Origin of the sequence: Rhodanobacter fulvus Jip2 (assembly GCF_000264315.1) — a bacterium.
GTDB classification, from domain to species: domain Bacteria; phylum Pseudomonadota; class Gammaproteobacteria; order Xanthomonadales; family Rhodanobacteraceae; genus Rhodanobacter; species Rhodanobacter fulvus.
This window is the reverse complement of sequence record NZ_AJXU01000059.1, coordinates 47,278-66,808: the sequence shown is the minus strand read 5'-3', so window position 1 is coordinate 66,808 and position 19,531 is coordinate 47,278. Positions and strand designations below refer to the sequence as shown.

Here is a 19,531-nt window from a genome sequence, read left to right as displayed (position 1 = left end):
GCCGGCTTTTGCTCTTCGCGAAACGGACTTCGCGTTAAATGACAGTCCGGCCCGGACGGCCGGTTTTGCTCTTCGCGAAACGGATTTCGCGTCAAATCAGCTCAGCGCGCCGGCCAGCTGCGCGAGACGTCCGCGCGCCGAGCCGTCGATCACTTCCGTGCCGGTGTCGATGATCGCGCCAGCCAGCAGCGTGGCATCGACCGAGGTTTCCAGTTCGATCTCGCGGTGGAAGCGGCGCTTCAGCGACGCCTTCAACTGCTCGGCCTGCGCCGCGTCCAGTGCCATCGCGCTGGTCACCTTGACCAGCAGCTGCGACTCGGATTCGCGCTTGAGCGTCTCGAACAATTCAGCCACCTCAGGCAGCAAGCCCAGGCGACGCTGTTCGGCCATCTCGGTCAGGAACTGGCCAAACGGCGCATCGACCGCCACGCCAGCGGGCAGATGCAGCGCCACCAGTTGCGACGGCAGTACCCGTGGATCGTTGCCGAGGCCGCTCACGCGCGCGTCACCCGCCACCGCAGCGGCAAACGCCAGCGATTGCGACCACGCGTTCAGCGAGCCAGCCGCGCGCGCCACTTCGAAAGCGGCGCGCGCGTAAGGACGGGCGAGAGTGACGGATTGCGCCATGGTCAGATCTCGGCCGCGAGCTGGTCGAGCAGGGCCTTGTGCGTCGAGGCATCAACCTCGCGCTGCACGATCTTGCTGGCACCCTGCACCGCCAACGCACCCACCTGCTCGCGCAGCTGGTCGCGGGCGCGCTGCGCCATCGAGGCGATGTCGTCCTGCGCGGTGGCCTTCAGCCGGTTGATCTCGGCAACCGCATCACCGCGGGCCTTGTCGATGATCTGATTGGCCTGCTGCTGGGCTTTGTCGATGATCTCGGAAGCCTGCTGACGCGCCACCTTGATCTCGGCCTGCACTTTCACGTCGGCGCTTTTCAGCTCGGCGTGCGCACGCTCGGCCGCACTCAGACCTTCGGCGATCTTTACCTGCCGGTCTTCAATGGCCTTGGTGATATGCGGCCAGATGAAGTGGACGCAGAACCAGATCAGGATGGCGAACGAAAGCATTTCGCCAATCAAGGTCGCGTTGAAATTCATCGCTGCGTTACCTGTAAATACGGAGTGGAACGGACCCGGGCTTCATGCAGCCGGGCCGAAAACACGGTGGCACCGCAACGGTGCCACCGGAAGAGCGTTGCTTACTGGCCCGCGCCAGCAGCCGACAGCACCGAACCCAGCAGCGGGTTGGCCACGGCGAAGTACATCGCCAGCGCCACACCGATCAGGAACGCCGCGTCGATCAGGCCGGCCAGCAGGAACATGCGGCCCTGCAGCAGCGGCACCAGCTCAGGCTGACGGGCGGCGGCTTCGAGGAACTTCGAACCCATGATGCCGATACCGATACAGGCACCGAGCGCGCCGAAGCCGATGATCAGGCCGAGCGCGATAGCGGTGAAGCCCTGGATTTGTGCAAACTGAACGAGATGTTCCACGGTGATCTCCTGAGAAATACAAGCTGAAGTCAAAAACGGATGAAGCGAAGAATTCGAGGTGCGCGGATCAGTGGTGATCGTGTGCCATCGAGATGTAGACGATCGTCAGCACCATGAAGATGAATGCCTGAATCGAGATGATCAGGATGTGGAAAATGCCCCACACCGTGTAGCCGATGATGCCCGCGCCATACAAGGCCCAGCCCGCCAGGCCGGCACCGGCGCTGAACAGGCCGGCGATCAGCATGAACACCAGCTCGCCCGCGTACATGTTGCCGAACAGTCGCATCGCCAGGCTGACCGGCTTGGACGCCAGCTCCACCAGGTTCAGTGCGAAGTTGGGCAGCCACAGCAGCGGATGCTTGCCAAACGGCGCGGTGAACAGCTCGCGCATGTAACCGCCGGCACCCTTGGCCTTGAAGCTGTAGAAGATGATCAGCACGAACACCGTCAGCGACATCGCGAAGGTCATGTTGATATCGGCGGTGGGCACGGCGCGGAAATGGCCGATGCCGAACATCTCGGTGATCCACGGCAGCAGATCCACCGGCAGCAGATCCATCGCGTTCATCAGAAACACCCAGATGAACACGGTCAGCGCCAGCGGGCCCAGCACGCGACGATCGCCATGGAACACGTCCTTGACCTGGCCGTCGACGAACTCCAGCACGATCTCCACGAACGCCTGGCCCTTGCCCGGCACGCCGGCCGTCGCCTTGCGCGCCTTCAGCCAGAACCACAGGCAGAACAGCACGCCCAGCGCCAGCGAGATCGTGACCGAATCGAGATGCACCGCCCAAAACCCCTCGGGACTCGAATGCGGCACGAGGTGGGTCAGATGGTGCTGGATGTATTCGGTGAGGCCGCCAGTCGGCTCGCTTGCCATGTCTCAACCCTTGAATCTGAACGCCAGCAGATAAACCGCGAAGGCAGCCACCAGCCCGGTAATGGCGGCCGGTGGCGGCAACTTGAATTGGAACAGGATCACGACCAGCCCCCCGACGATCACGATCCACTTCAGGAGCATGCCCGTCAGCAAGCGGCTCAACGCCATGCGCGCACCGTGCAAGCCACTGAAAAACCGCACCGAGAACAGCGCGGTACCCAGCGCCACCATCGTTGCAGCTGCAGCGGCCGCTATCGCCTCGCGAGGTCCCTGTGCCAGAAATGCCACTCCGGCCAAAACTGCCACAGCAAGCTGCAGCAGCGAGGTACGCAATGCGAGACGGCGACCGGTGGCAAGACTGTTGAGCACGCAAGGCCTCCGCGCGGTTTACACCAGGCGGCACCGATAGCTACGGGCCACGATCCGATCCGGCGAAGTATATCAGTGGGTGCATTCCACCGACAAGCCGCCGGGGTGCGACATTTTGTTCTTCGCCCCTGCCGCGCAGCGGTCCGCGAACCGTTTGCAAGCGGGGAATCGATGGCAAAGAAAAGGCCGGACAGCGGGGAACTGTCCGGCCCAAGACTCGCACACGGGGGGAGTTTTTACAGATTACTTGGCGGCAGCCTTGCGACCGACCGGCGCAGCGGCGTCATTCGCGGCCTGGCGCTGTTCCTGCACCAGGGCGCCCAGCGACTGGGCGGTCTTCTGCGAGATGGCGATCACTTCCTGCGACACGGCAACGGCCTGCTCGGCGTTCTCGCGGCTCACGCTGGCGCCCTTTTCCCACAGGCTGCGCAGGCCGTCGATGTCACGGGTTTCCTGCACGGCCGCAACGAAATCGGCGGTCGCGCCAGCCTGGCGCTGCAATTCCTTGAACTGGAGTTCGGCGACCGTCTGCAGGCCCTTCAGGGCGAGCGTCTGCGCCTTGAAGGCGTTGTCGGAGAACTGTTTGGCGTAGTCGAAAAACTGATTGATCTGCTGCGTCATGATCTAAGTCCTCGTTGAGGATGGGGTAGTGAGGCAAAGATTAGCGGCAATCTTTGTGCATTGCAACATATTTCTTCAGCCACCCCAGCCTCAGTTGGAAAATATTCAGTTAACGCATGTACTTATCCATGGAAACCCGCTCTTTCGCATCGCGTCACAAATGGGTCGACGAGGCGGCGAGGGAAATCGAAGTGACGCGGCAAACCGCAGGCGGCGTGGCGCCCTGCCGGCGCGAAACCTCAACGCGCGACGGATGGCCCGCGGTAGCGGCATCCCGAGGTGCAGGTTTCATGCACCACGACTTCGGACAACAGCGGCAGCGCCGGCTTGAGTCGATCCCATATCCAGATCGACAGGCGCTCGCTGGTGGGGTTGTCCAGCCCCTCGATGTCGTTGAGGTAGTAATGGTCGAGCTGGTCGTGGATCGGCGCGAACGCGGCCTTGACGTCGGCGAAGTCCATCACCCAGCCGGTATCGACACCCGGCTCGCCACTGACGTGGATTTCCACCCGGAACGAGTGACCGTGCAGGCGCGAACATTTGTGGCCGGCCGGAACATGCGGCAGGCGATGCGCGGCTTCGACATTGAAGACTTTGAAGATATCCATGCGGCATTGTACCGCCGGCATCGCCGGACCTGGTTTCCGGAGGAACGCCGCGACGGCGCGTCCTTGCGCAATCACGCGCCCCATGCCGTCGCCGCGACCGGGGGAGGATCGGCCGCGGCGGGAGCATGGTGCCCTTGTGGGAGCGGCTTCAGCCGCGATGCTCTTGTCTTCACAGCCGGCAAGACGCAGGCAGCAAAACCGAAAAGCATCGCGACTGAAGTCGCTCCCACAGGAGCAGGCACCTAGAACCGGAAGCTCACGCCCAGCGTGTAGGAGCGGCCGTAGCGGTAGTAGCTCTGGGTCAGCAGTGGGTTGCCGTTGATACTGGTGGTCTGCGCCTCGTCCAGCAGGTTGTTGCCGTCGAGGGAAACGCTGAACATGTCGTTGATGTTGTACGACACGTGCGCGGTCACCCAGGTGAGCGGGTCGGCCTGTTCGTTGTAGCCGGTGCCCAGGACGTTGATCGCGGAGACGAAGCCGTCAGTACGGTCGGCGTTGACGCCCAGCGACCACTTGCCCTTTTCGTACATCACGCCCAGCGAGTAGGTGGCCGGGGCGATGCCTTCGAGCGGACGCTTCTCGCCATCCACCCAACTGCTCGACAGGTTGCGGGTGTACTGGCCACGCACGCCGAAGCCATTGTCCCAGAAGTGCTGCAGGCCCAGCTCCAGTCCTTTGACCTTGGCGAAGTCGCCATTGATCGGGCGCATCACGTTGAACAGGTAGCCCGGTACGCCGATGTCCTGGCCCGGCTCCCAGCTGGTGGTGATCTGGTTCTTGATGCGCTTGTAGAACACGGCCACGTTGGCGATGGAGTGGTCCGAGAAATACCATTCCAGCGACAGATCACCCTGCGTCGCCGTGTAGGGCTTCAGATCCACGTTGCCGCCGTAGATCTGGGTGAACTCGCCCCAGGAGACGCTTTCGGTGGTGTTGGTCGGCGCCAGCGTGTCGACCGACGGGCGCGCCATGGTCTTGGCCACGCCCGCGCGCAATTGCAGGTCGTCGGTGAAGTGCCAGGTGAAGTTCGCCGACGGCAGCAGATAGGTGTAATCCGCGTCCTCGCTGATCGGCGTCGGCGCCGCGTAGGTCGCGGTGTAGTTGAACGCTCCGTTCTCGACGATGCCGAGGATCTTGGCGTCCCACGCCTGGGCAGTGGTGTTCGTCTTGACCAGGCGTACGCCCACGTCGCCATCCCAGTGATCGCCCGACATGTCGGCCTCCACGAAGAAGGCATTGGTCTTCTCGCTGACCCGGTAGCTCTGCAGCGGGTTCCACGCCGGCGCCGCCATGGAGAAGTCGTAGGTGCCGCCACCCGGACGCGGCTGGCCATCGTACGCCCGCAAATGCGCCAGGTAATTGGGTACGTCGAAGGCAAGGAAACTGCGCGGGAAACTGCTGTGCACGCCGTCCATGAAATGCGGGACGTTGAACGTGCCCGAGATCACATCACCGCCCAGATCGCCCACATTGATGGCGTAGTTGTCGGCGTAGTAATCGGCGCCGCCGTTGAGCGTGTTGTTGACCAGGTCGCGCGATTTCTCGCGCTCGGTGCGGGTCACGCCAAAGCGCAGCTGGTCCACGCCGAATTTGCCGATGAACAGCTTGCCGGACACGGTGCCGCCGGTGATCTTGTCGTCAATGTTGTCGCCTCGCAGCTCCATGTAATGGCTGTTGAGGTCGGACTCGGTGAACTGACTGTTGGCAAGACCGGTGGCAAGATCGCGACCGTCGTCGAACTGTATATCGACATTGGGCACCGCATTGGGTCCCAGGCTGATGTGCGCCGTGTTCGGCTTGTTCATGCGCAGGACGACGTAGGTGTCCTGGCCGCCCGAATGACGCTTCGAGGTGGAGCGGTAGACGTCACCGGTCAGGGTCAGGTCGGGGGTGACCTTCCACTCGCCGTTGAGGCCGTAGAGCTCGGTGTCGACCACGCGATATTCGGTCTGGTTCAGCAGCTCCGGGTTGAGCCGCTGATCCGGGTCCGGGTTGTTCATGGTGAAGTCGGTGACGATGCCATTCTTCACCGTCATGTCCGACCAGCGGCCCGGCGCGAACAGCGTGTAATACGACTGCTGGTAGGACACCTGCGGCGAATCCAGGCGGGTCTTCAGGCCATCCACCACGATGCGCACCGTGTCGCTCGGGTGCCACTCGAACTTGCCGGAATAGGCACTGCGCTTTTTGTCTTCCAGGATCGACCCGACGCGGAACTGGCCCGGGGCGATGAGGCCGTACTCGTTCGGGTCCAGCTCGTCGTTGCCATTGAGGTCGATGTTGCCGCCCCAGGCATTGCCGCCCCAGTTCGGGTCGCTGGGATCGGGGTTGCGGGTCCAGCCGCCGTCGTTGCCGGCGACGTCGGTGCGGTCCTTGCGCTTGGCTTCGACCACGCCAAGCAGCACACCCATGGTGTCGTTGGCGAAGGTGGTGCTGAAGGTGGCCGAGAGCTTGCGGCCGTTGAGCTCGGACATCTGGTTGCGATCGCCTTCCAGCCGCACGATGCCGTGCGTGCCCTTCTGGTCGAACGGGCTGGCCGAACGCAGATTGATCAGGCCGCCGATCGCGCCTTCGGTCAACGAAGCTTGCGCGCCCTTGATCACGTCGGCGCCGCTGATCACGTCAGCGGGCAGCACGTCGAACGCGAAATCACGACCGGCACCGTCGGTGGCGAGGATGCGGTTGTTGAAGGTGGTCAGCGTGTACTCCGGCCCCAGGCCGCGCACGCTCACCCGCTGCCCTTCGCCGCCGGCGGTGCGCGTAATGGCCACGCCGGTGATGTGGCTGAGCGAATCAGCCACGTTGTTGTCGGGGAACTTGCCCAGTTCCAGGGCGCTGATGGAATCCTGCACCGTGCCCGCGTAGCGCTTGAGGTCGGCCGAGCGTGCCAGGCTGGCCTGGACGCCCGTCACCGTGATGGAGCCCAGGGCGACGGCGTCATCGCTTGTCGCAGCCGTCGACTCGGGCTGCGTCTGCGAATCCGGTGCCCCGTTTGTGTTTCCCGGCACAGTCTGGGATAGAGCCACCGTCGGCGCCAACAGGGCAAGCGCTACGGCATAAAACAACATGTTCTGGCGGAAGGATGCGGCATTCACGGGGTTCTCTCCTCGGAAGCGGGTGTTTGGGCCTAACGTCTAAACAACGAAATCGAGCCTAAAGCATGTTTCGTTTTGTATCAATAGCGAAATATATCGAAATGCGGCATACTTTCCCCCACCCGTCGGAACACTCCATGGCCGCGACCCGCGACACCAGTCAACGACGCCTCCAGATCAGCGAACTCGTCCGCCAGCAAGGAAGCGTCCAGGTCTCCACCCTCGTCGATCGCTTCGGCGTGAGTGCGCAGACCGTGCGCAAGGACTTGCGTTATCTGGCCGAACGCGGGGTGATGTCGCGCGCTTATGGCGGCGCGATCGACAGCGGCGTCATCAACGGCACGCTGACCGAGCCCAACTACGAAGCGAAAAGCACCACCCATCTGGACGAAAAGCGCCGCATCGGCCTCTGCGCCGCGGCTCTGGTCAATGTGGGCGACACCATCGCCATCGACTCCGGCACCACCGCCATCGAGCTGGCCAAGGCCTTGCCGGATGCGGAAATCACGGTGGTCACCAACGACTTCGGCGTGCTGACGGCGCTGGCGCCGAAGCACAACATCAACATCGTGATGCTCGGCGGCGAACTGCGCCGCCGCAACATGGCGTTCTACGGCGGGCTGACCATCGAGGCGCTGGACGCCCTGCACGTGGACAAGCTTTTCCTGGGCGTGGACGGCTTCGACCTGGAGCGCGGCATCACCACCCATTACGAGCCCGAGGCGCTGCTCAACCGCAAGATGGTGGAAGCCGCGGGCCTGGTGGTTTCCATCACCGACAGCTCGAAATTCGGCCGGGTCTGCCTGCATCGCATCGTCCCGGTCACCGCGCTGGACATGCTGATCACGGACACCAACGCGCCGGAAGATATCGTCCAGGCCAGCCATCAGCTCGGCTTCAAGCTGCAGCTGGCGTAAGGGCCGGCGGGCGCGCTCAATCAGCCGGCCGGGACACGGCAAAAACCCGCACCGCATTGGCGTAGTAGATCTTGTCGATCACCGCGCGCGGCAACGCCAGGCCGGCCACGTCGGCGTGGATCATGTCGATCCGCTGGGTTTCGCCGGTGGCCAGATAGCGCCAGTCGGACGTCCACGCACTGTGCGCTTCGCGCTTGAACTCCTCGGCCTTGGCGTCCGGGCCGAAGGTCAGGTCGGTGCCGTACAGCAGCCGATCCTGGTAGCGGATGAAGAAGTTGCGCACTTTCTCGCGGTCGCGCACCGACTGGTACTGCACCTGGCTCATGCGTGCGGCCAGGTCGACGGTTGCGTTGGGGAAACGGTCGAGAAACGCCCCCAGCCGGTCGACGTCGTATTCCAGGCTGGCCATGTGGGCGCCCACGAAACGCAACTTCGGGTTGGCGGCGACGAAGCGGTCACGCGCAGCCATCAGATCCTCGTAGCCGGGCATCTCCGGATGCAGGTACATGTAGTAATCGGGGTGATTGCTGAAGTACTCGCGATCGTTGTCGGTGGTCATCTGATCCAGCGGCAGCCAGCAATTGCGCGGCTCGCCCTGGTGGTCGATCAAGGCCACGCCCAGCGCACGCACCTGCTCGATCACCGGCGCCAGGCCCGGGTCGTCCAGCATGATCAGCTTGCCGGCGGCGTTCTTTTCCACCAGCCCCACGTTCTTCCAGATCTTCACTGCGAGCGCGCCGCTGGCCACATCCTGCGCCAGTTTCGCGTCGACCTTGTCGGCCCAACCCGGCGTGCCGAAGCCTTTCATGGAGAACGTGGCAGCCCAATGGAAATGCGCCGGATCCTTCGCCGCCAGCGCCAGCGCGATCGTGTGTTGCTGCGCGATGCTGGGGAAATCCGGGTAGTCGACGTTGATCGACAACACCTGGAAACCGTCCTCGCGCAGCAGCTCCAGCAGCGCCGGGTCGGCATTGTTGGCATGGAAATGGGCGTCGTACTTGCGTACCTGCGCAAAGTCGGCCATCGAATAGGTGTCCGCAACACCGGCACCCGCCACCTGGTTCGGGGCTGCCGCGATCGACAAAGGAATCACTGCCGCAAGCACGCCGGCGATCAGATGGCGGAAAATTCGATTCATCACATCCTCTTCGCTACATAACGAAACATATTTGCACCATACCGAAACGAAACGCTTGCATCAACACCGACCACTGACGCAGAATCGGTACAACACTTTTGCAGGAGTTCGCCATGGAACCGATGGGACGCCGCACGGTATTGAAGCTGGTCGCTGGCAGCGTAGCCGGCGGTATGGCCATGGCTCTCCTGCCGAAAGCCATGGCCGCCGCGATCCGGGGCGGCGGCGCGGTGGCGGGCGCGGATGCGGTGGCCCAGGACACCGTCCTGACCATTGCCTTCGACCGCAAACTCCACAGCAGCCTGCTCGTCAAAGGCGGCGCCATCACGCCTTACCAGCCCAGCGAAAGCCTGCTGCTGGCCGATGGCGCACTGGAGGATTTCACCCTCGCCGATCATCGCGAGGAAACGATCCGCGACCCGCGCCATGGCGCCGGCCGCCAGCTGATCGTCACCGGCCGCTCCAGCCGCCATGTCGAAAAGCAGGTGGCGGTGACGTTCTTCGACAGCCTGCCCGGCTTTGCCGTGCTGCAGACGCGCTACCGCAACAGCGGCAGCGCGCCGCTCAAGGTCGCCGGCTGGCGCAACGCCGCGCACGAACTGGCCGATGCGCCGGGCGGCTTCTGGAGCTTCTCCGGCACCACCCACACCGACCGCCGCGACTGGGTGCAGCCGATGGGTGCCGATTTCGATCAGCGCAACAAGCTGTCCATGGATTCGTCCGATTACGGCGGCGGCACGCCGGTGGCCAACATCTGGCGCCGCGATGTGGGCATCGCCGTCGGCCACGTGGAGCCGGTGGTGCGGCCGCTGGACCTGCCGGTGAAGAAGACGGCCAACGGCGCGCACATCGCGGTCGAGTTGATGCAGGAGTCCACGCTGGCGCCGGGCGAAACGCTGATCACCGAGCGCACCCTGCTTGCCGTGCACAGCGGCGACCATTACGCGCCGTTGCAGCAGTACAAGAGCTACATGCAGGCCGAAGGCCTGGTCGCGCCGCAGGCGCCCGCTTCCGCGTTCGCGCCGATCTGGTGCGCCTGGGGTTACGGCCGCGACTTCACCATCAAGCAGATCCTGGACACCCTCCCCAAGGCCCGCGATCTGGGCTTCGAATGGGTGGTGATGGACGACGGCTGGCAGACCAACGAGGGCGACTGGCGCATCGACAAGCGCAAGTTCCCACGCGGCGACGCCGACATGCGCGCCTTCACCGCCGAGGTGCGTCGCCAGGGCATGCGTCCGCGCCTGTGGGTGGCTCCGCTGGCGGCGGACCCGGGCAGCGATGTGCTGCACGACCACACCGACATGCTGTTGCTGGACGAAGGCGGCGCGTTCCAGACCGTGACCTGGTGGAACGCGCTGACCCAATGCCCCGCCTATCAACCCACCGTCGACTTCTACGTGGCGCTGGTGAAAAAGATCATCGGCGACTGGGGTTTCGAGGGCATCAAGTTCGACGGCCAGCACCTCAACAGCGTGGCCCCCTGCTACAACCCCGCGCACAAGCATGCGCATCCCAGCGATTCGGTCGAGGGACTGGCCACGTTCTGGAAGGCCATTTACGACGCCATCCACGAAGCCAATCCGCAGGCGGTGGTGGAGCTTTGTCCCTGCGGCACGGCATTCGACTTCCACAACCTGCCGGCCACTGACCAGTACCCCGCCTCCGACCCGACCTCGTCGTGGCAGGTGCGCAGCAAGGGCAAGTCGATGAAGGCCTTGATGGGTTCGCGCAGCAGCTATGCGGGCGATCACGTGGAGCTGTCCGATCGCGGCGACGACTTTGCCTCCAGCGTGGGTATCGGCGCGGTGGTCTCGACCAAGTTCACCTGGCCGAAGGACACCGAGCATCCCTCCGAACCGTTGCCGCCGGGCGGGCTGGTGCTCAATCCGCAGCGCGAGGCGCTGTGGCGCAAGTGGGTGGCGCTGTACAAGCAGCACATGCTGCCCAAGGGCGAATACCGGGGCGAGCTTTACGACATCGGCTTCGACCGGCCCGAGGCGCACGCCATCGCCAAGGATGGGGCCATGTACTACACGTTCTACGCCGACTCCTTCAGCGGTGCCGTGTCATTGCGCGGCCTGGCGCCGGGCCGCTACCGCGTGCGCGATCTGTTCAATGAGGTCGACCTGGGCGAGGTGGAGGCGGACGCCGGCAAGCTGCACGTGGCGTTCAAGCATTTCGTGCTGTTGCAGGCCACGCCCATCGGGGCGCGCGCATGAGTGTGCCGGCCGTGGCGCTCACCGCCACCTCGCCGCGCCGACCGTGGCTGGGTTTCGCGCTGGCGACCGTCGCGCTGTGGGGCGTGTGGGGCGCGTTGTCGCCGCTGTCCGCCGAGCACGGGTTTCCCGACACGCTGGTGTACTGCGTGTGGGCGCTGACCATGATCCCGCCGGCGCTGTACATCCTGTGGCGCAGCGGCTGGAAGCTCGAACGTTCACCGCGCGCGATCGCCTATGGCATGACCATCGGCCTGCTCGGTGCCGGCGGCCAGATGCTGCTGTTCCACACCTTGACGATCGGGCCGGCGTACTTCGTGTTTCCGATCATCTCGCTGTCGCCGGTGGTCACCATCGCGCTGTCCTTCCTGTTTCTGCGCGAGCGCACGGGCTGGATGGGCACGGCGGGCATCGTGCTGGCGCTGGTGGCGTTGCCGATGCTGGACCTGTCCTTCGGCCGCAGTGCCGACGGTGGTCTGGGCTGGTTCCTGCAGTCGCTGCTGATCATGCTGGCGTGGGGTTTGCAGGCGTATTTCATGCGCCTGGCCAACGACACCGTGCGGGCGGAAAGCATCTTTTTCTACATGACCGTGGGTGCGCTGCTGCTGGCGCCGGCGGCGCTGGCGATGACCGACTGGAGCCAGCCGGTGAACATGGGCCTGGACGGCCCGTGGATGACCGCCGGCATCCAGGTGCTCAATGCCATCGGCGCGCTGACCCTCGTCTACGCGTTCCGCCATGGCAAGGCGATCGTGGTGGCGCCGCTGACCAATGCGGGTGCGCCGCTGGTCACCGCCGTGCTGTCACTGATTTTTGCCAGCGTCGTACCCGGCCCGCTGAAGATCGTTGGCCTGGTGTTTGCCTTGATCGCGTCGCTGCTGCTGGTGCTCGAACCCGAACGCGATCCACCCGCTCCCCTTCCCTGACCGGAGCCCGTCCCCATGCAAGTCCTTCTTGACCTCATCGCCCGACACAAGCAGGGGCACGCCACCGGCGTGACCTCGATCTGCTCGGCCCATCCCATCGTCATCGAAGCCAGCCTGCGCCAGGCGCAACGCACCGGGCAGGCGTTCGTGCTGTTCGAGGCGACCTGCAACCAGGTCAACCAGGATGGCGGCTACACCGGCATGAAGCCGGCCGACTTCGTGGCCTTCGTCCACGGCATTGCCGACCGCGTCGGCTTCGACCGCGCGCGCCTTGCGCTGGGCGGCGATCACCTGGGCCCCAACCCGTGGACGGCGCTGGACGCGGGCGCGGCGATGGACAAGGCCGAAGTGATGGTGGGCGCCTACGTGGCCGCCGGCTTCCGCAAGATCCATCTGGACTGCTCGATGGCCTGCGCCGGTGACCCCGAGCCGCTGCCGGAAACGGAAATCGTGCGCCGCGCCGTGCGTCTGTGCCGCGCCGCCGAAGCCGCCTACGCCAGCGCCGGTGGCGAAGCGCCGGTGTACGTGATCGGCACCGAAGTCCCGGTGCCCGGCGGCGCCACCGAAGCGATCGAAGGGCTGGCCGTCACCACGCCGCAGGCCACGCTGGCCACGATCGAAGCGCACCGTCAGGCATTCATCGAAGCCGGTCTGGAAGCCGCCTGGCATCGCGTGATCGCCTCGGTGGTGCAGCCGGGCGTGGAGTTCGATCATCACAACGTGGTCGATTACCAGCCGCAAAAAGCCCGCGAACTGAGCCACGCCATCACCACCGTGCCGGGCATGGTGTTCGAGGCGCATTCCACCGACTACCAGACCCGCGACGACCTGGCCGCGCTGGTGCGCGACCACTTCGCCATCCTCAAGGTCGGCCCCGGCCTGACCTTCGCCCTGCGCGAGGCGCTGTGGGCGCTGGATGCGATCGAGCGCGAATGGATCGACGAGGCGTATCGCGCCGACCTGCGCGACGTGGTGCTGCGGCGCATGCGCGCCGAACCGGGCTACTGGCAGCGCTACTACCACGGCGAAGGCCACGGGCTGAGCATCGACCTGCAATACAGCCTCAGCGATCGCATCCGTTATTACTGGCCCGATCCGGTGATCGAACAGGCCCGCCAGCGCCTGTTCGACAACCTGCGCGAAAACCCGCCGCCGCTGCCGCTGATCAGCCAGTTCCTTCCCCACGCACTGCATGCGCTGCGCAACGGAACCGCCTCGCGCGATCCGCTGTCGCTGGCCATGGCCCACATCAGTGCCGCCCTCGACGACTACCACCATGCATGCCATCACCATGACCACTGAATATCTGGGCCTCACCGAATCCACGTTGACCGCCTCCGGCGCGATCGCCACCGCGAGGGAAATCACGCAGCAACCGCAGATGCTGGAGCGGACTCACGCGCTGGTGGCCGACCTGCACGAGAAGATCCAGGTCTTCGCCGGCGGGCTGACCGGCAATCCCGCCGCGCGGGTGATCCTCACCGGCGCGGGCAGTTCCGCCTATATCGGCCAATGCGTGGCGCCGCTGCTGGATCGTCAACTGGCTGCCCGCGTGGACGCCGTGCCGACCACCGACATCGTCTGCGCGCCGCATATGTACCTGGACCCGGAGCAACCGCTGCTGCTGGTGTCGTTCGGCCGCTCCGGCAACAGCCCGGAGAGCCTGGCCGCGGTGAAACTGGCCGAGTCCATGGTGCGCGAAGTGCGCCACCTGGTCGTGCTGTGCAACGCCGAGGGCGAACTCGGCAAGCTGGCCGTCGCCCACGCGATGACGGTGCTGCTGCCGCCGGAAACCCACGACACCAGCTTCGCGATGACCTCCAGCTTCAGCTGCATGATGTACGCCGTGGTGGCCGCGTTGCTGCCGACCGGAACCATGGACAGTCGCATCAAGGCCATCGCCAACGCCACCGATCGCAGCATCCACGAAGCGCTGCCGGTACTGGATGCGTTGGCGCTGGAGCAGCACGAACGCGTGGTCTATCTGGGCAGCGGCGTGCTGCAAGGTCTTGCGCGGGAGGCGGCATTGAAACTGGGCGAACTGACCAATGGCGCCGTCGCCACCTGCTTCGATTCGCCACTGGGCTTCAGGCACGGGCCCAAGACGTTCGTCAACGCGCGCACGCTGGTGGTGGTGTTCGTCTCCAACGATCCGCTCACCCGCCGCTACGACCTGGACCTGGTCGACGAACTGCGCCGTGACGGTTGCGCCGGCCGCATCATCGAGGTCACCGCACAACCGCGCACGGAAGCCGGCACCGGAAGCATCGCCGTACCCGACATGACCACCGCCGCCGACCTCGACCTGCTGTGGCCGTATATCGCCATGGCACAGACCTATGCCTTCTTCACCTCGCGCGCGATGGGTGTGACACCCGACAACCCCAACCCCGCCGGCATCGTCAACCGCGTGGTCCAAGGCGTGCGCCTGCATGCGCTGAACGCATGACTACGTCGGTCTACCTGGGCGTCGACGGCGGCGGCACCAAGACCCGCTTCGCCCTCATCGACGCCGACGGCCAGTTGCTGGCCGAGGCGCAGCGGGGCACCACCTACCATCCGCACGTCGGCCTGGAGGGCGTGCGCGCCATCCTCGCCGATGGCGTGGCCGACGTGCTGGCCACCACGAAACGCACGCCCGCCGATATCGCCCACGCCTTCTTCGGCCTGCCCGCCTACGGCGAAGACAGCCACGCCACCGCGTTGCTGCAAACCTTTCCCAAAGCGATCCTGGGCCACCATCGCTACACCTGCGACAACGACATGGTCTGCGGCTGGGCCGGCTCGCTGGCCTGCGCCGACGGCATCAACATCGTCGCCGGCACCGGCTCCATCGGCTACGGCCAGCGCCACGGCACAGCCGCCCGCGCCGGCGGCTGGGGCGAAGCGTTTTCCGACGAAGGCTCCGCCTACTGGATCGCCATCCGCGGCCTCAACGCCTACTCCCGCATGAGCGACGGCCGCCTGCCCAAAGGCCCGTTGCACGGCATCCTCAACGCGCATTTCCAGCTCGACAACGACCTCGACATCTGCGCCCACATCTACGGCGAGAAAGCCTCCCCGCGCAGCGACCTGGCCCAACTGTCGCGCCAGGTGGCCGACGCCGCGGGCGCGGGCGATGCGGCGGCGCTCGCCATCTTCCACGATGCCGGCCGCGAGCTGGCGCAGATCTGCGACGCGCTGCGGCTGGCGCTGCAATTCGAAGCGGGCGAACCGGTACCCGTGTCGTATTCCGGCGGTGCATTCAACGCCGGCGACCTGCTGCTGAGCCCGTTTCGCGACGCACTTGGCGCGGCAAGCTCCGCCTTCGAGATCCGGCTTCCCGTGCACGCACCGGATTACGGCGCGGCGCTCTATGCGATCAGGTTGGGGCAGGGCGGCGCACGCTAGCGCCAGCGCGAGCGGGCCGACGTCGAAATCGGTGTTCTCCGCAGTCCGCGTGGAAATCCGGCTCACCGCGTCAGCGTGACGGCTGCGGCCAGTAAACGGCCGCGTCTTCGCAGCCACACCCGCGCCCTGGCGGGTGAGGTTTCATGGCCTTTCATCGACTTGTATAGACATGTCATCCTAAGCCGATGAACGAGCCCGCGCCCGCGTACCTGAAGCTGAAACGCTACCTGCTTCAGCACATCGTCAACGGCGACTACCCGCCGCAAAGCCGCCTTCCCAGCGAGAAGGATCTCGTCACGAAATTCGGCGTGTCGCGCATGACCGTGAACCGGGCCATGCGTGAACTCACCAGCGCGGGCGTGATCACACGCGTACAAGGCGTGGGATCGTTCGTGGCCGACCCCAAGGTCGAATCGGCCCTGCTCGATGTGCGCAGCATCCGCAGCGAAATCGCGGCGCGCGGCGAGACCCACTCGGTCGACGTGCTGGTCAGCGAATCGGTCGCGGCCAGCCCCACCATGGCCCGACAGTTCGGCATCACTTCGGGCGAGCAACTGTTTCACTCGCGCCTGCTGCATCGGGCGGACGGAAAGCCGCTGCAGCTGGAAGACCGGTTTGTCAGCCCCGCCTGCGCGCCCGGTTACCTGGGCATCGATTTCCAGCTGGAAATCCCGCATCACTACCTCATGCGCACGGCACCGCTGCAGCGCACGGAGCACGTAATCGAAGCGGAGGCGGCGAATCGGCGCCTGGCGAAATGGCTGGACGTCAGCGTGGGTGCGCCGCTGCTCGTGCTGGGCCGCCGCACCTGGTCGCGCGACCGCGTCGCCAGCGTCGCGCGGCTCACTCACCCGGCAGCAAAATACCGTTTCGTCGGCAGCTTCCATGTCGGCGACTCGCTGCATGCGTGACGCAGCGTCCGATGGTCGCCGGCCCACGAACATGCGTTGTACCCGATCCTGATCACCGGACAAACCCGCCATGCAAACCCTGATTCCCGGACACATACCCCTGGCCCAGCTGCGCGACATCGCCGCGGCGTTCGAGCCCATCCGGCTGGATGACGCCTGCACGGCCGGCATCCACGCCGCTGCACAAACCGTGCAAGGCATCGTGGCTGCCGGCCAGCCGGCCTATGGCATCAACACTGGCTTCGGCAAGCTGGCCAAGGTGCATGTGCCAGCCGATCAGCTGGAACAGTTGCAGACCAACCTGGTGCGCTCGCACGCGGCAGGCGTGGGTGCGCTGTTGGACGACACCACCGTGCGCATGATCCTGGCCTTGAAGATTGCCTCGCTGGCGCGCGGCTACTCCGGCGTGCGGATGCAGGTCATCGACACCCTGCTGGCCATGTACAACGCCGAGCTGTGGCCATGCATTCCGTGCCAGGGCTCGGTGGGCGCCAGCGGCGATCTCGCACCGCTGGCGCATCTGGCGCTGGCCGCGATGGGCGAAGGCAAGCTGCGTTGCCGCGGCGAGATCATGGATGCCGACGATGGCCTGCGCCGCGCGGGAATCGCCCCGCTGCGACTGGCAGCCAAGGAAGGCCTGGCCCTGCTCAACGGCACCCAGGTGTCCACCGCCATCGCGCTGATGGCCCTGTTCGGCACCGAGCAGGTTTTCGCCGCCGCCGTGCTGGCCGGCGCCCTGAGTGTCGACGCCGCCTGCGGGTCTGACGCGCCGTTCGACGCGCGCATCCACGCGGTGCGCGGGCAGCCGGGGCAGATCGAAGTGGCCGCGATCTACCGGCAACTGCTGCAAGGCAGCGCCATCCGCGAATCGCACCGCGTCGGCGACCCGCGCGTGCAGGACCCCTACAGCCTGCGCTGCCAGCCGCAGGTGATGGGCGCCTGCCGCGACCTGCTGCGGCAAACCGCACGCACGCTGGAGATCGAGGCCAACGCCGTCTCCGACAATCCGCTGCTGTTTCCGGAAACCGGCGACGTGATCTCCGGCGGCAACTTCCACGCCGAGCCCGTCGCCTTCGCCGCCGACCAGCTCGCCATCGCCGTGGCCGAAATCGGCTCGCTGTCCGAACGCCGCATCGCCATGCTGGTCGACGCCAGCATCTCCGGCCTGCCGGCCTTCCTGGTGCAGGACTCGGGCATCAATTCCGGCTTCATGATCGCCCACGTCACCGCCGCCTCGCTGGCCAGCGAAAACAAGACGCTGGCACACCCCGCCAGCGTCGATTCGCTGCCCACCTCCGCCAACCAGGAAGACCACGTCAGCATGGCAACCTTCGCCGCGCGCAAAGCCGTCGACATCGTCGGCAACGTGCGCCGGATCGTGGCCATCGAACTAATGGCCGCCGCCCAGGGCATCGACTTCCGCCGGCCATTGCACTCATCCGCCGTACTGGAAGCCGCACACGCCCGCATCCGCGAAGCCGTGCCGCACTACAGCGAAGATCGCTATCTGGCGCCGGACATCGAGGCGTTGAATGCACTGATCGACAGCTCGGCACTCCACGAATTTCTCGACTTGCCGCTACCGTCGACGGTGTCGTGATGGAAATCGTCGACCAACAGCGACGCTCGGCATCTGCACCATGCGGAGCATCGCAGCTCTTGCGTTCGACGAACGAATCACATCCATCCATGCAGACGGGAAATTCAGACATGAAAAAACCCGCATCGGCGGGCTTGATCGCTCGTCATTCACTGATCTGACGGACGGGAAGACTTGGTGGCTATGGGTGGACTCGAACCACCGACCCCAGCATTATGAGTGCTGTGCTCTAACCAGCTGAGCTACATAGCCATTGGGAACCCGCCGCGGGGGATCAGAACGATCACGGGTGGGGCGCGGCAGTTTAGTCGTCTGGACTCGTCTGTTCAAGCCTTGAGCTTGCCGTGGCTTCGCGCGCCGTGCTTGAATCGACGTGACGGGTACGGTCCCGTGCGGCGCTGCGCCGCGTGATCCGAGGACGCGAGATGATTGACGCTGATGGTTATCGACCCAACGTGGGCATTGTTCTGCTGAATGCAGACGGCCGACTGTTCTGGGCGCGCCGGGTCAATCGCGATGGCTGGCAGTTTCCCCAGGGCGGCATGCGCAGCGACGAGACGCCGCTGGAGGCGATGTACCGCGAGCTGGAGGAGGAAACGGGCCTTTCCGAGCACGATGTCGAGGTGGTCAGCGCCACGCATGGCTGGCTGCGTTATCGCTTGCCGGGCCGCTACGTGCGGCATCACCAGCGTCCCACGTGCATCGGCCAGAAGCAGGTCTGGTTTCTGCTGAAGCTGGTGGGTGGCGAGGAGGCGTTGAAGCTGGATGCGGGCGAGAAGCCCGAGTTCGATATCTGGCGCTGGGTCGATTTCTGGTACCCGGCGGCGCATGTGGTGAACTTCAAGCGGCAGGTCTACGAACGTGCCCTGCGGCAGTTCGCGCCGCTGGTGGAAGGCCTGTTCCAGGTGGATCTGGGCACCGCGCCGCCGCGCGAAAGCACCGCGCCAACGCCGCCACAGGGCGGTCGCAAGGTGGCCTGAGCGTCATGCTCACCTTTTGTTGTTGACAATCATTCGCATTCGCGTTCTTATACGCGCCATGTACGTCTGCATGTGCAACGCCGTTACCGACCATGACATCCGCCGCGAGGTGGCCGATGGCGTGCGCACGTTCGCCGAGCTGCAGGCCCGCACGGGTTGTTCCGATTGCTGCGGCTGCTGCGAGCCGGAGGCCCGCGCCATCCTGCAGCAGGCGCTGACCCAGGTGCCGTTTCCGCTGCCGCTCGTCGCTGCCTGAAATCCTCTTCTTGCAACACGCGTTTGCCGCATCGCTGCGATGCATCGGCAAACCATTCCCGTTCGCGTTTCGCCCCGCTGCCGATGACCTTTGTATAGTCGGCGGGTCGTCAACGGAGAA

The 19,531-nt window shown here is 65.2% G+C and carries 19 protein-coding genes and 1 tRNA gene; 10 read left to right on the top strand and 10 right to left on the bottom strand.

What is annotated here, in order from left to right:
* Positions 1-96 precede the first annotated feature (96 nt).
* The 8 genes from UU9_RS13715 to UU9_RS13680 all read right to left on the bottom strand — a co-directional run bounded on the left by UU9_RS13715 (position 97) and on the right by UU9_RS13680 (position 7,074).
* Positions 97-627, bottom strand: coding sequence for a F0F1 ATP synthase subunit delta (locus UU9_RS13715; RefSeq protein ID WP_007082361.1), 531 nt, complete (start codon positions 625-627; stop codon positions 97-99).
* A gap of 2 nt (positions 628-629) precedes the next feature.
* Positions 630-1,100 carry a F0F1 ATP synthase subunit B gene (locus tag UU9_RS13710; protein WP_007082360.1) on the bottom strand — a complete coding sequence of 157 codons (471 nt, stop codon included), beginning with the start codon at positions 1,098-1,100 and terminating at the stop codon, positions 630-632.
* 101 nt (positions 1,101-1,201) lie between these two features.
* The gene (atpE, locus tag UU9_RS13705) at positions 1,202-1,495 is read right to left on the bottom strand and encodes a F0F1 ATP synthase subunit C (protein WP_007082359.1); all 294 of its coding nucleotides are present in this window, start codon (positions 1,493-1,495) and stop codon (positions 1,202-1,204) included.
* A 67-nt stretch (positions 1,496-1,562) separates the two neighbouring features.
* Positions 1,563-2,381, bottom strand: a complete 819-nt coding sequence (gene atpB, locus UU9_RS13700) for a F0F1 ATP synthase subunit A (RefSeq protein ID WP_007082358.1) — start codon at positions 2,379-2,381, stop codon at positions 1,563-1,565.
* Positions 2,382-2,384: 3 nt separating this feature from the next.
* On the bottom strand, positions 2,385-2,750 hold the full coding sequence (locus UU9_RS13695) for a hypothetical protein (RefSeq protein ID WP_040671059.1): 366 nt from the start codon (positions 2,748-2,750) through the stop codon (positions 2,385-2,387).
* A gap of 243 nt (positions 2,751-2,993) precedes the next feature.
* The gene (locus UU9_RS13690; protein ID WP_007082356.1) at positions 2,994-3,371 is read right to left on the bottom strand and encodes a phasin family protein; all 378 of its coding nucleotides are present in this window, start codon (positions 3,369-3,371) and stop codon (positions 2,994-2,996) included.
* A 239-nt stretch (positions 3,372-3,610) separates the two neighbouring features.
* A complete protein-coding gene (queD, locus tag UU9_RS13685; RefSeq protein WP_040671057.1) occupies positions 3,611-3,979 on the bottom strand; it encodes a 6-carboxytetrahydropterin synthase QueD in 369 nt (122 codons plus the stop codon).
* 242 nt (positions 3,980-4,221) lie between these two features.
* Positions 4,222-7,074 carry a TonB-dependent receptor gene (locus UU9_RS13680; protein ID WP_007082354.1) on the bottom strand — a complete coding sequence of 951 codons (2,853 nt, stop codon included), beginning with the start codon at positions 7,072-7,074 and terminating at the stop codon, positions 4,222-4,224.
* A 137-nt stretch (positions 7,075-7,211) separates the two neighbouring features.
* Here UU9_RS13680 and UU9_RS13675 point away from each other — a divergent pair, with 137 nt between their 5' ends.
* Entirely contained in the window at positions 7,212-7,991 is a 780-nt protein-coding gene (locus UU9_RS13675; protein ID WP_007082353.1) for a DeoR/GlpR family DNA-binding transcription regulator, read from the top strand.
* A gap of 16 nt (positions 7,992-8,007) precedes the next feature.
* Here the strand turns inward: UU9_RS13675 and UU9_RS13670 are convergent, their stop codons facing one another.
* The gene (locus UU9_RS13670; RefSeq protein WP_007082352.1) at positions 8,008-9,129 is read right to left on the bottom strand and encodes an amidohydrolase family protein; all 1,122 of its coding nucleotides are present in this window, start codon (positions 9,127-9,129) and stop codon (positions 8,008-8,010) included.
* 113 nt (positions 9,130-9,242) lie between these two features.
* Between UU9_RS13670 and UU9_RS13665 the strand changes: the two genes are divergently transcribed.
* The 7 genes from UU9_RS13665 (at position 9,243) to hutH (ending at position 18,175) form a co-directional block, all read left to right on the top strand.
* Positions 9,243-11,351, top strand: coding sequence for a glycoside hydrolase family 36 protein (locus UU9_RS13665; protein ID WP_007082351.1), 2,109 nt, complete (start codon positions 9,243-9,245; stop codon positions 11,349-11,351).
* Positions 11,348-12,274 (top strand): DMT family transporter, encoded by a 927-nt coding sequence (locus tag UU9_RS13660; RefSeq protein WP_007082350.1) that lies wholly within the window; start codon positions 11,348-11,350, stop codon positions 12,272-12,274. Before UU9_RS13665 ends, UU9_RS13660 begins: the two co-directional genes overlap by 4 nt.
* Before the next feature lie 15 nt (positions 12,275-12,289).
* Positions 12,290-13,576 carry a D-tagatose-bisphosphate aldolase, class II, non-catalytic subunit gene (locus UU9_RS13655; RefSeq protein WP_007082349.1) on the top strand — a complete coding sequence of 429 codons (1,287 nt, stop codon included), beginning with the start codon at positions 12,290-12,292 and terminating at the stop codon, positions 13,574-13,576.
* Positions 13,566-14,723: an SIS domain-containing protein gene (locus UU9_RS13650; protein ID WP_040671071.1), complete on the top strand. Its 1,158-nt coding sequence runs from the start codon at positions 13,566-13,568 to the stop codon at positions 14,721-14,723. The genes UU9_RS13655 and UU9_RS13650 overlap by 11 nt, the downstream gene beginning before the upstream one ends.
* Positions 14,720-15,664, top strand: a complete 945-nt coding sequence (locus UU9_RS13645; protein WP_007082347.1) for an N-acetylglucosamine kinase — start codon at positions 14,720-14,722, stop codon at positions 15,662-15,664. The genes UU9_RS13650 and UU9_RS13645 overlap by 4 nt, the downstream gene beginning before the upstream one ends.
* Positions 15,665-15,849: 185 nt before the next feature.
* Positions 15,850-16,575 (top strand): histidine utilization transcriptional repressor HutC, encoded by a 726-nt coding sequence (hutC, locus tag UU9_RS13640; RefSeq protein ID WP_007082346.1) that lies wholly within the window; start codon positions 15,850-15,852, stop codon positions 16,573-16,575.
* Positions 16,576-16,645: 70 nt separating this feature from the next.
* Positions 16,646-18,175 carry a histidine ammonia-lyase gene (hutH, locus tag UU9_RS13635; RefSeq protein ID WP_007082345.1) on the top strand — a complete coding sequence of 510 codons (1,530 nt, stop codon included), beginning with the start codon at positions 16,646-16,648 and terminating at the stop codon, positions 18,173-18,175.
* Positions 18,176-18,350: 175 nt separating this feature from the next.
* Here hutH and UU9_RS13630 read toward each other — a convergent pair.
* A tRNA-Met gene (locus UU9_RS13630) sits at positions 18,351-18,427 on the bottom strand.
* Between the two features lie 173 nt (positions 18,428-18,600).
* On the opposite strand from UU9_RS13630, the gene UU9_RS13625 reads away from it, so the two are divergent.
* Positions 18,601-19,155: an RNA pyrophosphohydrolase gene (locus tag UU9_RS13625; protein ID WP_007082344.1), complete on the top strand. Its 555-nt coding sequence runs from the start codon at positions 18,601-18,603 to the stop codon at positions 19,153-19,155.
* Positions 19,156-19,213: 58 nt separating this feature from the next.
* Positions 19,214-19,411 carry a (2Fe-2S)-binding protein gene (locus tag UU9_RS13620; RefSeq protein WP_007082343.1) on the top strand — a complete coding sequence of 66 codons (198 nt, stop codon included), beginning with the start codon at positions 19,214-19,216 and terminating at the stop codon, positions 19,409-19,411.
* Positions 19,412-19,531: the final 120 nt, after the last annotated feature.

Bases quoted from the DNA above. Each gene is read 5' to 3' on its own strand.
- UU9_RS13715 (WP_007082361.1), bottom strand. From the start codon at position 627: ATGGCGCAATCCGTCACTCTCGCCCGTCCTTACGCGCGCGCCGCTTTC.
- UU9_RS13710 (WP_007082360.1), bottom strand. From the start codon at position 1,100: ATGAATTTCAACGCGACCTTGATTGGCGAAATGCTTTCGTTCGCCATC.
- atpB (WP_007082358.1), bottom strand. From the start codon at position 2,381: ATGGCAAGCGAGCCGACTGGCGGCCTCACCGAATACATCCAGCACCAT.
- UU9_RS13690 (WP_007082356.1), bottom strand. From the start codon at position 3,371: ATGACGCAGCAGATCAATCAGTTTTTCGACTACGCCAAACAGTTCTCC.
- queD (WP_040671057.1), bottom strand. From the start codon at position 3,979: ATGGATATCTTCAAAGTCTTCAATGTCGAAGCCGCGCATCGCCTGCCG.
- UU9_RS13675 (WP_007082353.1), top strand. From the start codon at position 7,212: ATGGCCGCGACCCGCGACACCAGTCAACGACGCCTCCAGATCAGCGAA.
- UU9_RS13670 (WP_007082352.1), bottom strand. From the start codon at position 9,129: ATGAATCGAATTTTCCGCCATCTGATCGCCGGCGTGCTTGCGGCAGTG.
- UU9_RS13665 (WP_007082351.1), top strand. From the start codon at position 9,243: ATGGAACCGATGGGACGCCGCACGGTATTGAAGCTGGTCGCTGGCAGC.
- UU9_RS13660 (WP_007082350.1), top strand. From the start codon at position 11,348: ATGAGTGTGCCGGCCGTGGCGCTCACCGCCACCTCGCCGCGCCGACCG.
- UU9_RS13655 (WP_007082349.1), top strand. From the start codon at position 12,290: ATGCAAGTCCTTCTTGACCTCATCGCCCGACACAAGCAGGGGCACGCC.
- UU9_RS13650 (WP_040671071.1), top strand. From the start codon at position 13,566: ATGACCACTGAATATCTGGGCCTCACCGAATCCACGTTGACCGCCTCC.
- UU9_RS13645 (WP_007082347.1), top strand. From the start codon at position 14,720: ATGACTACGTCGGTCTACCTGGGCGTCGACGGCGGCGGCACCAAGACC.
- hutC (WP_007082346.1), top strand. From the start codon at position 15,850: ATGAACGAGCCCGCGCCCGCGTACCTGAAGCTGAAACGCTACCTGCTT.
- hutH (WP_007082345.1), top strand. From the start codon at position 16,646: ATGCAAACCCTGATTCCCGGACACATACCCCTGGCCCAGCTGCGCGAC.
- UU9_RS13625 (WP_007082344.1), top strand. From the start codon at position 18,601: ATGATTGACGCTGATGGTTATCGACCCAACGTGGGCATTGTTCTGCTG.
- UU9_RS13620 (WP_007082343.1), top strand. From the start codon at position 19,214: ATGTACGTCTGCATGTGCAACGCCGTTACCGACCATGACATCCGCCGC.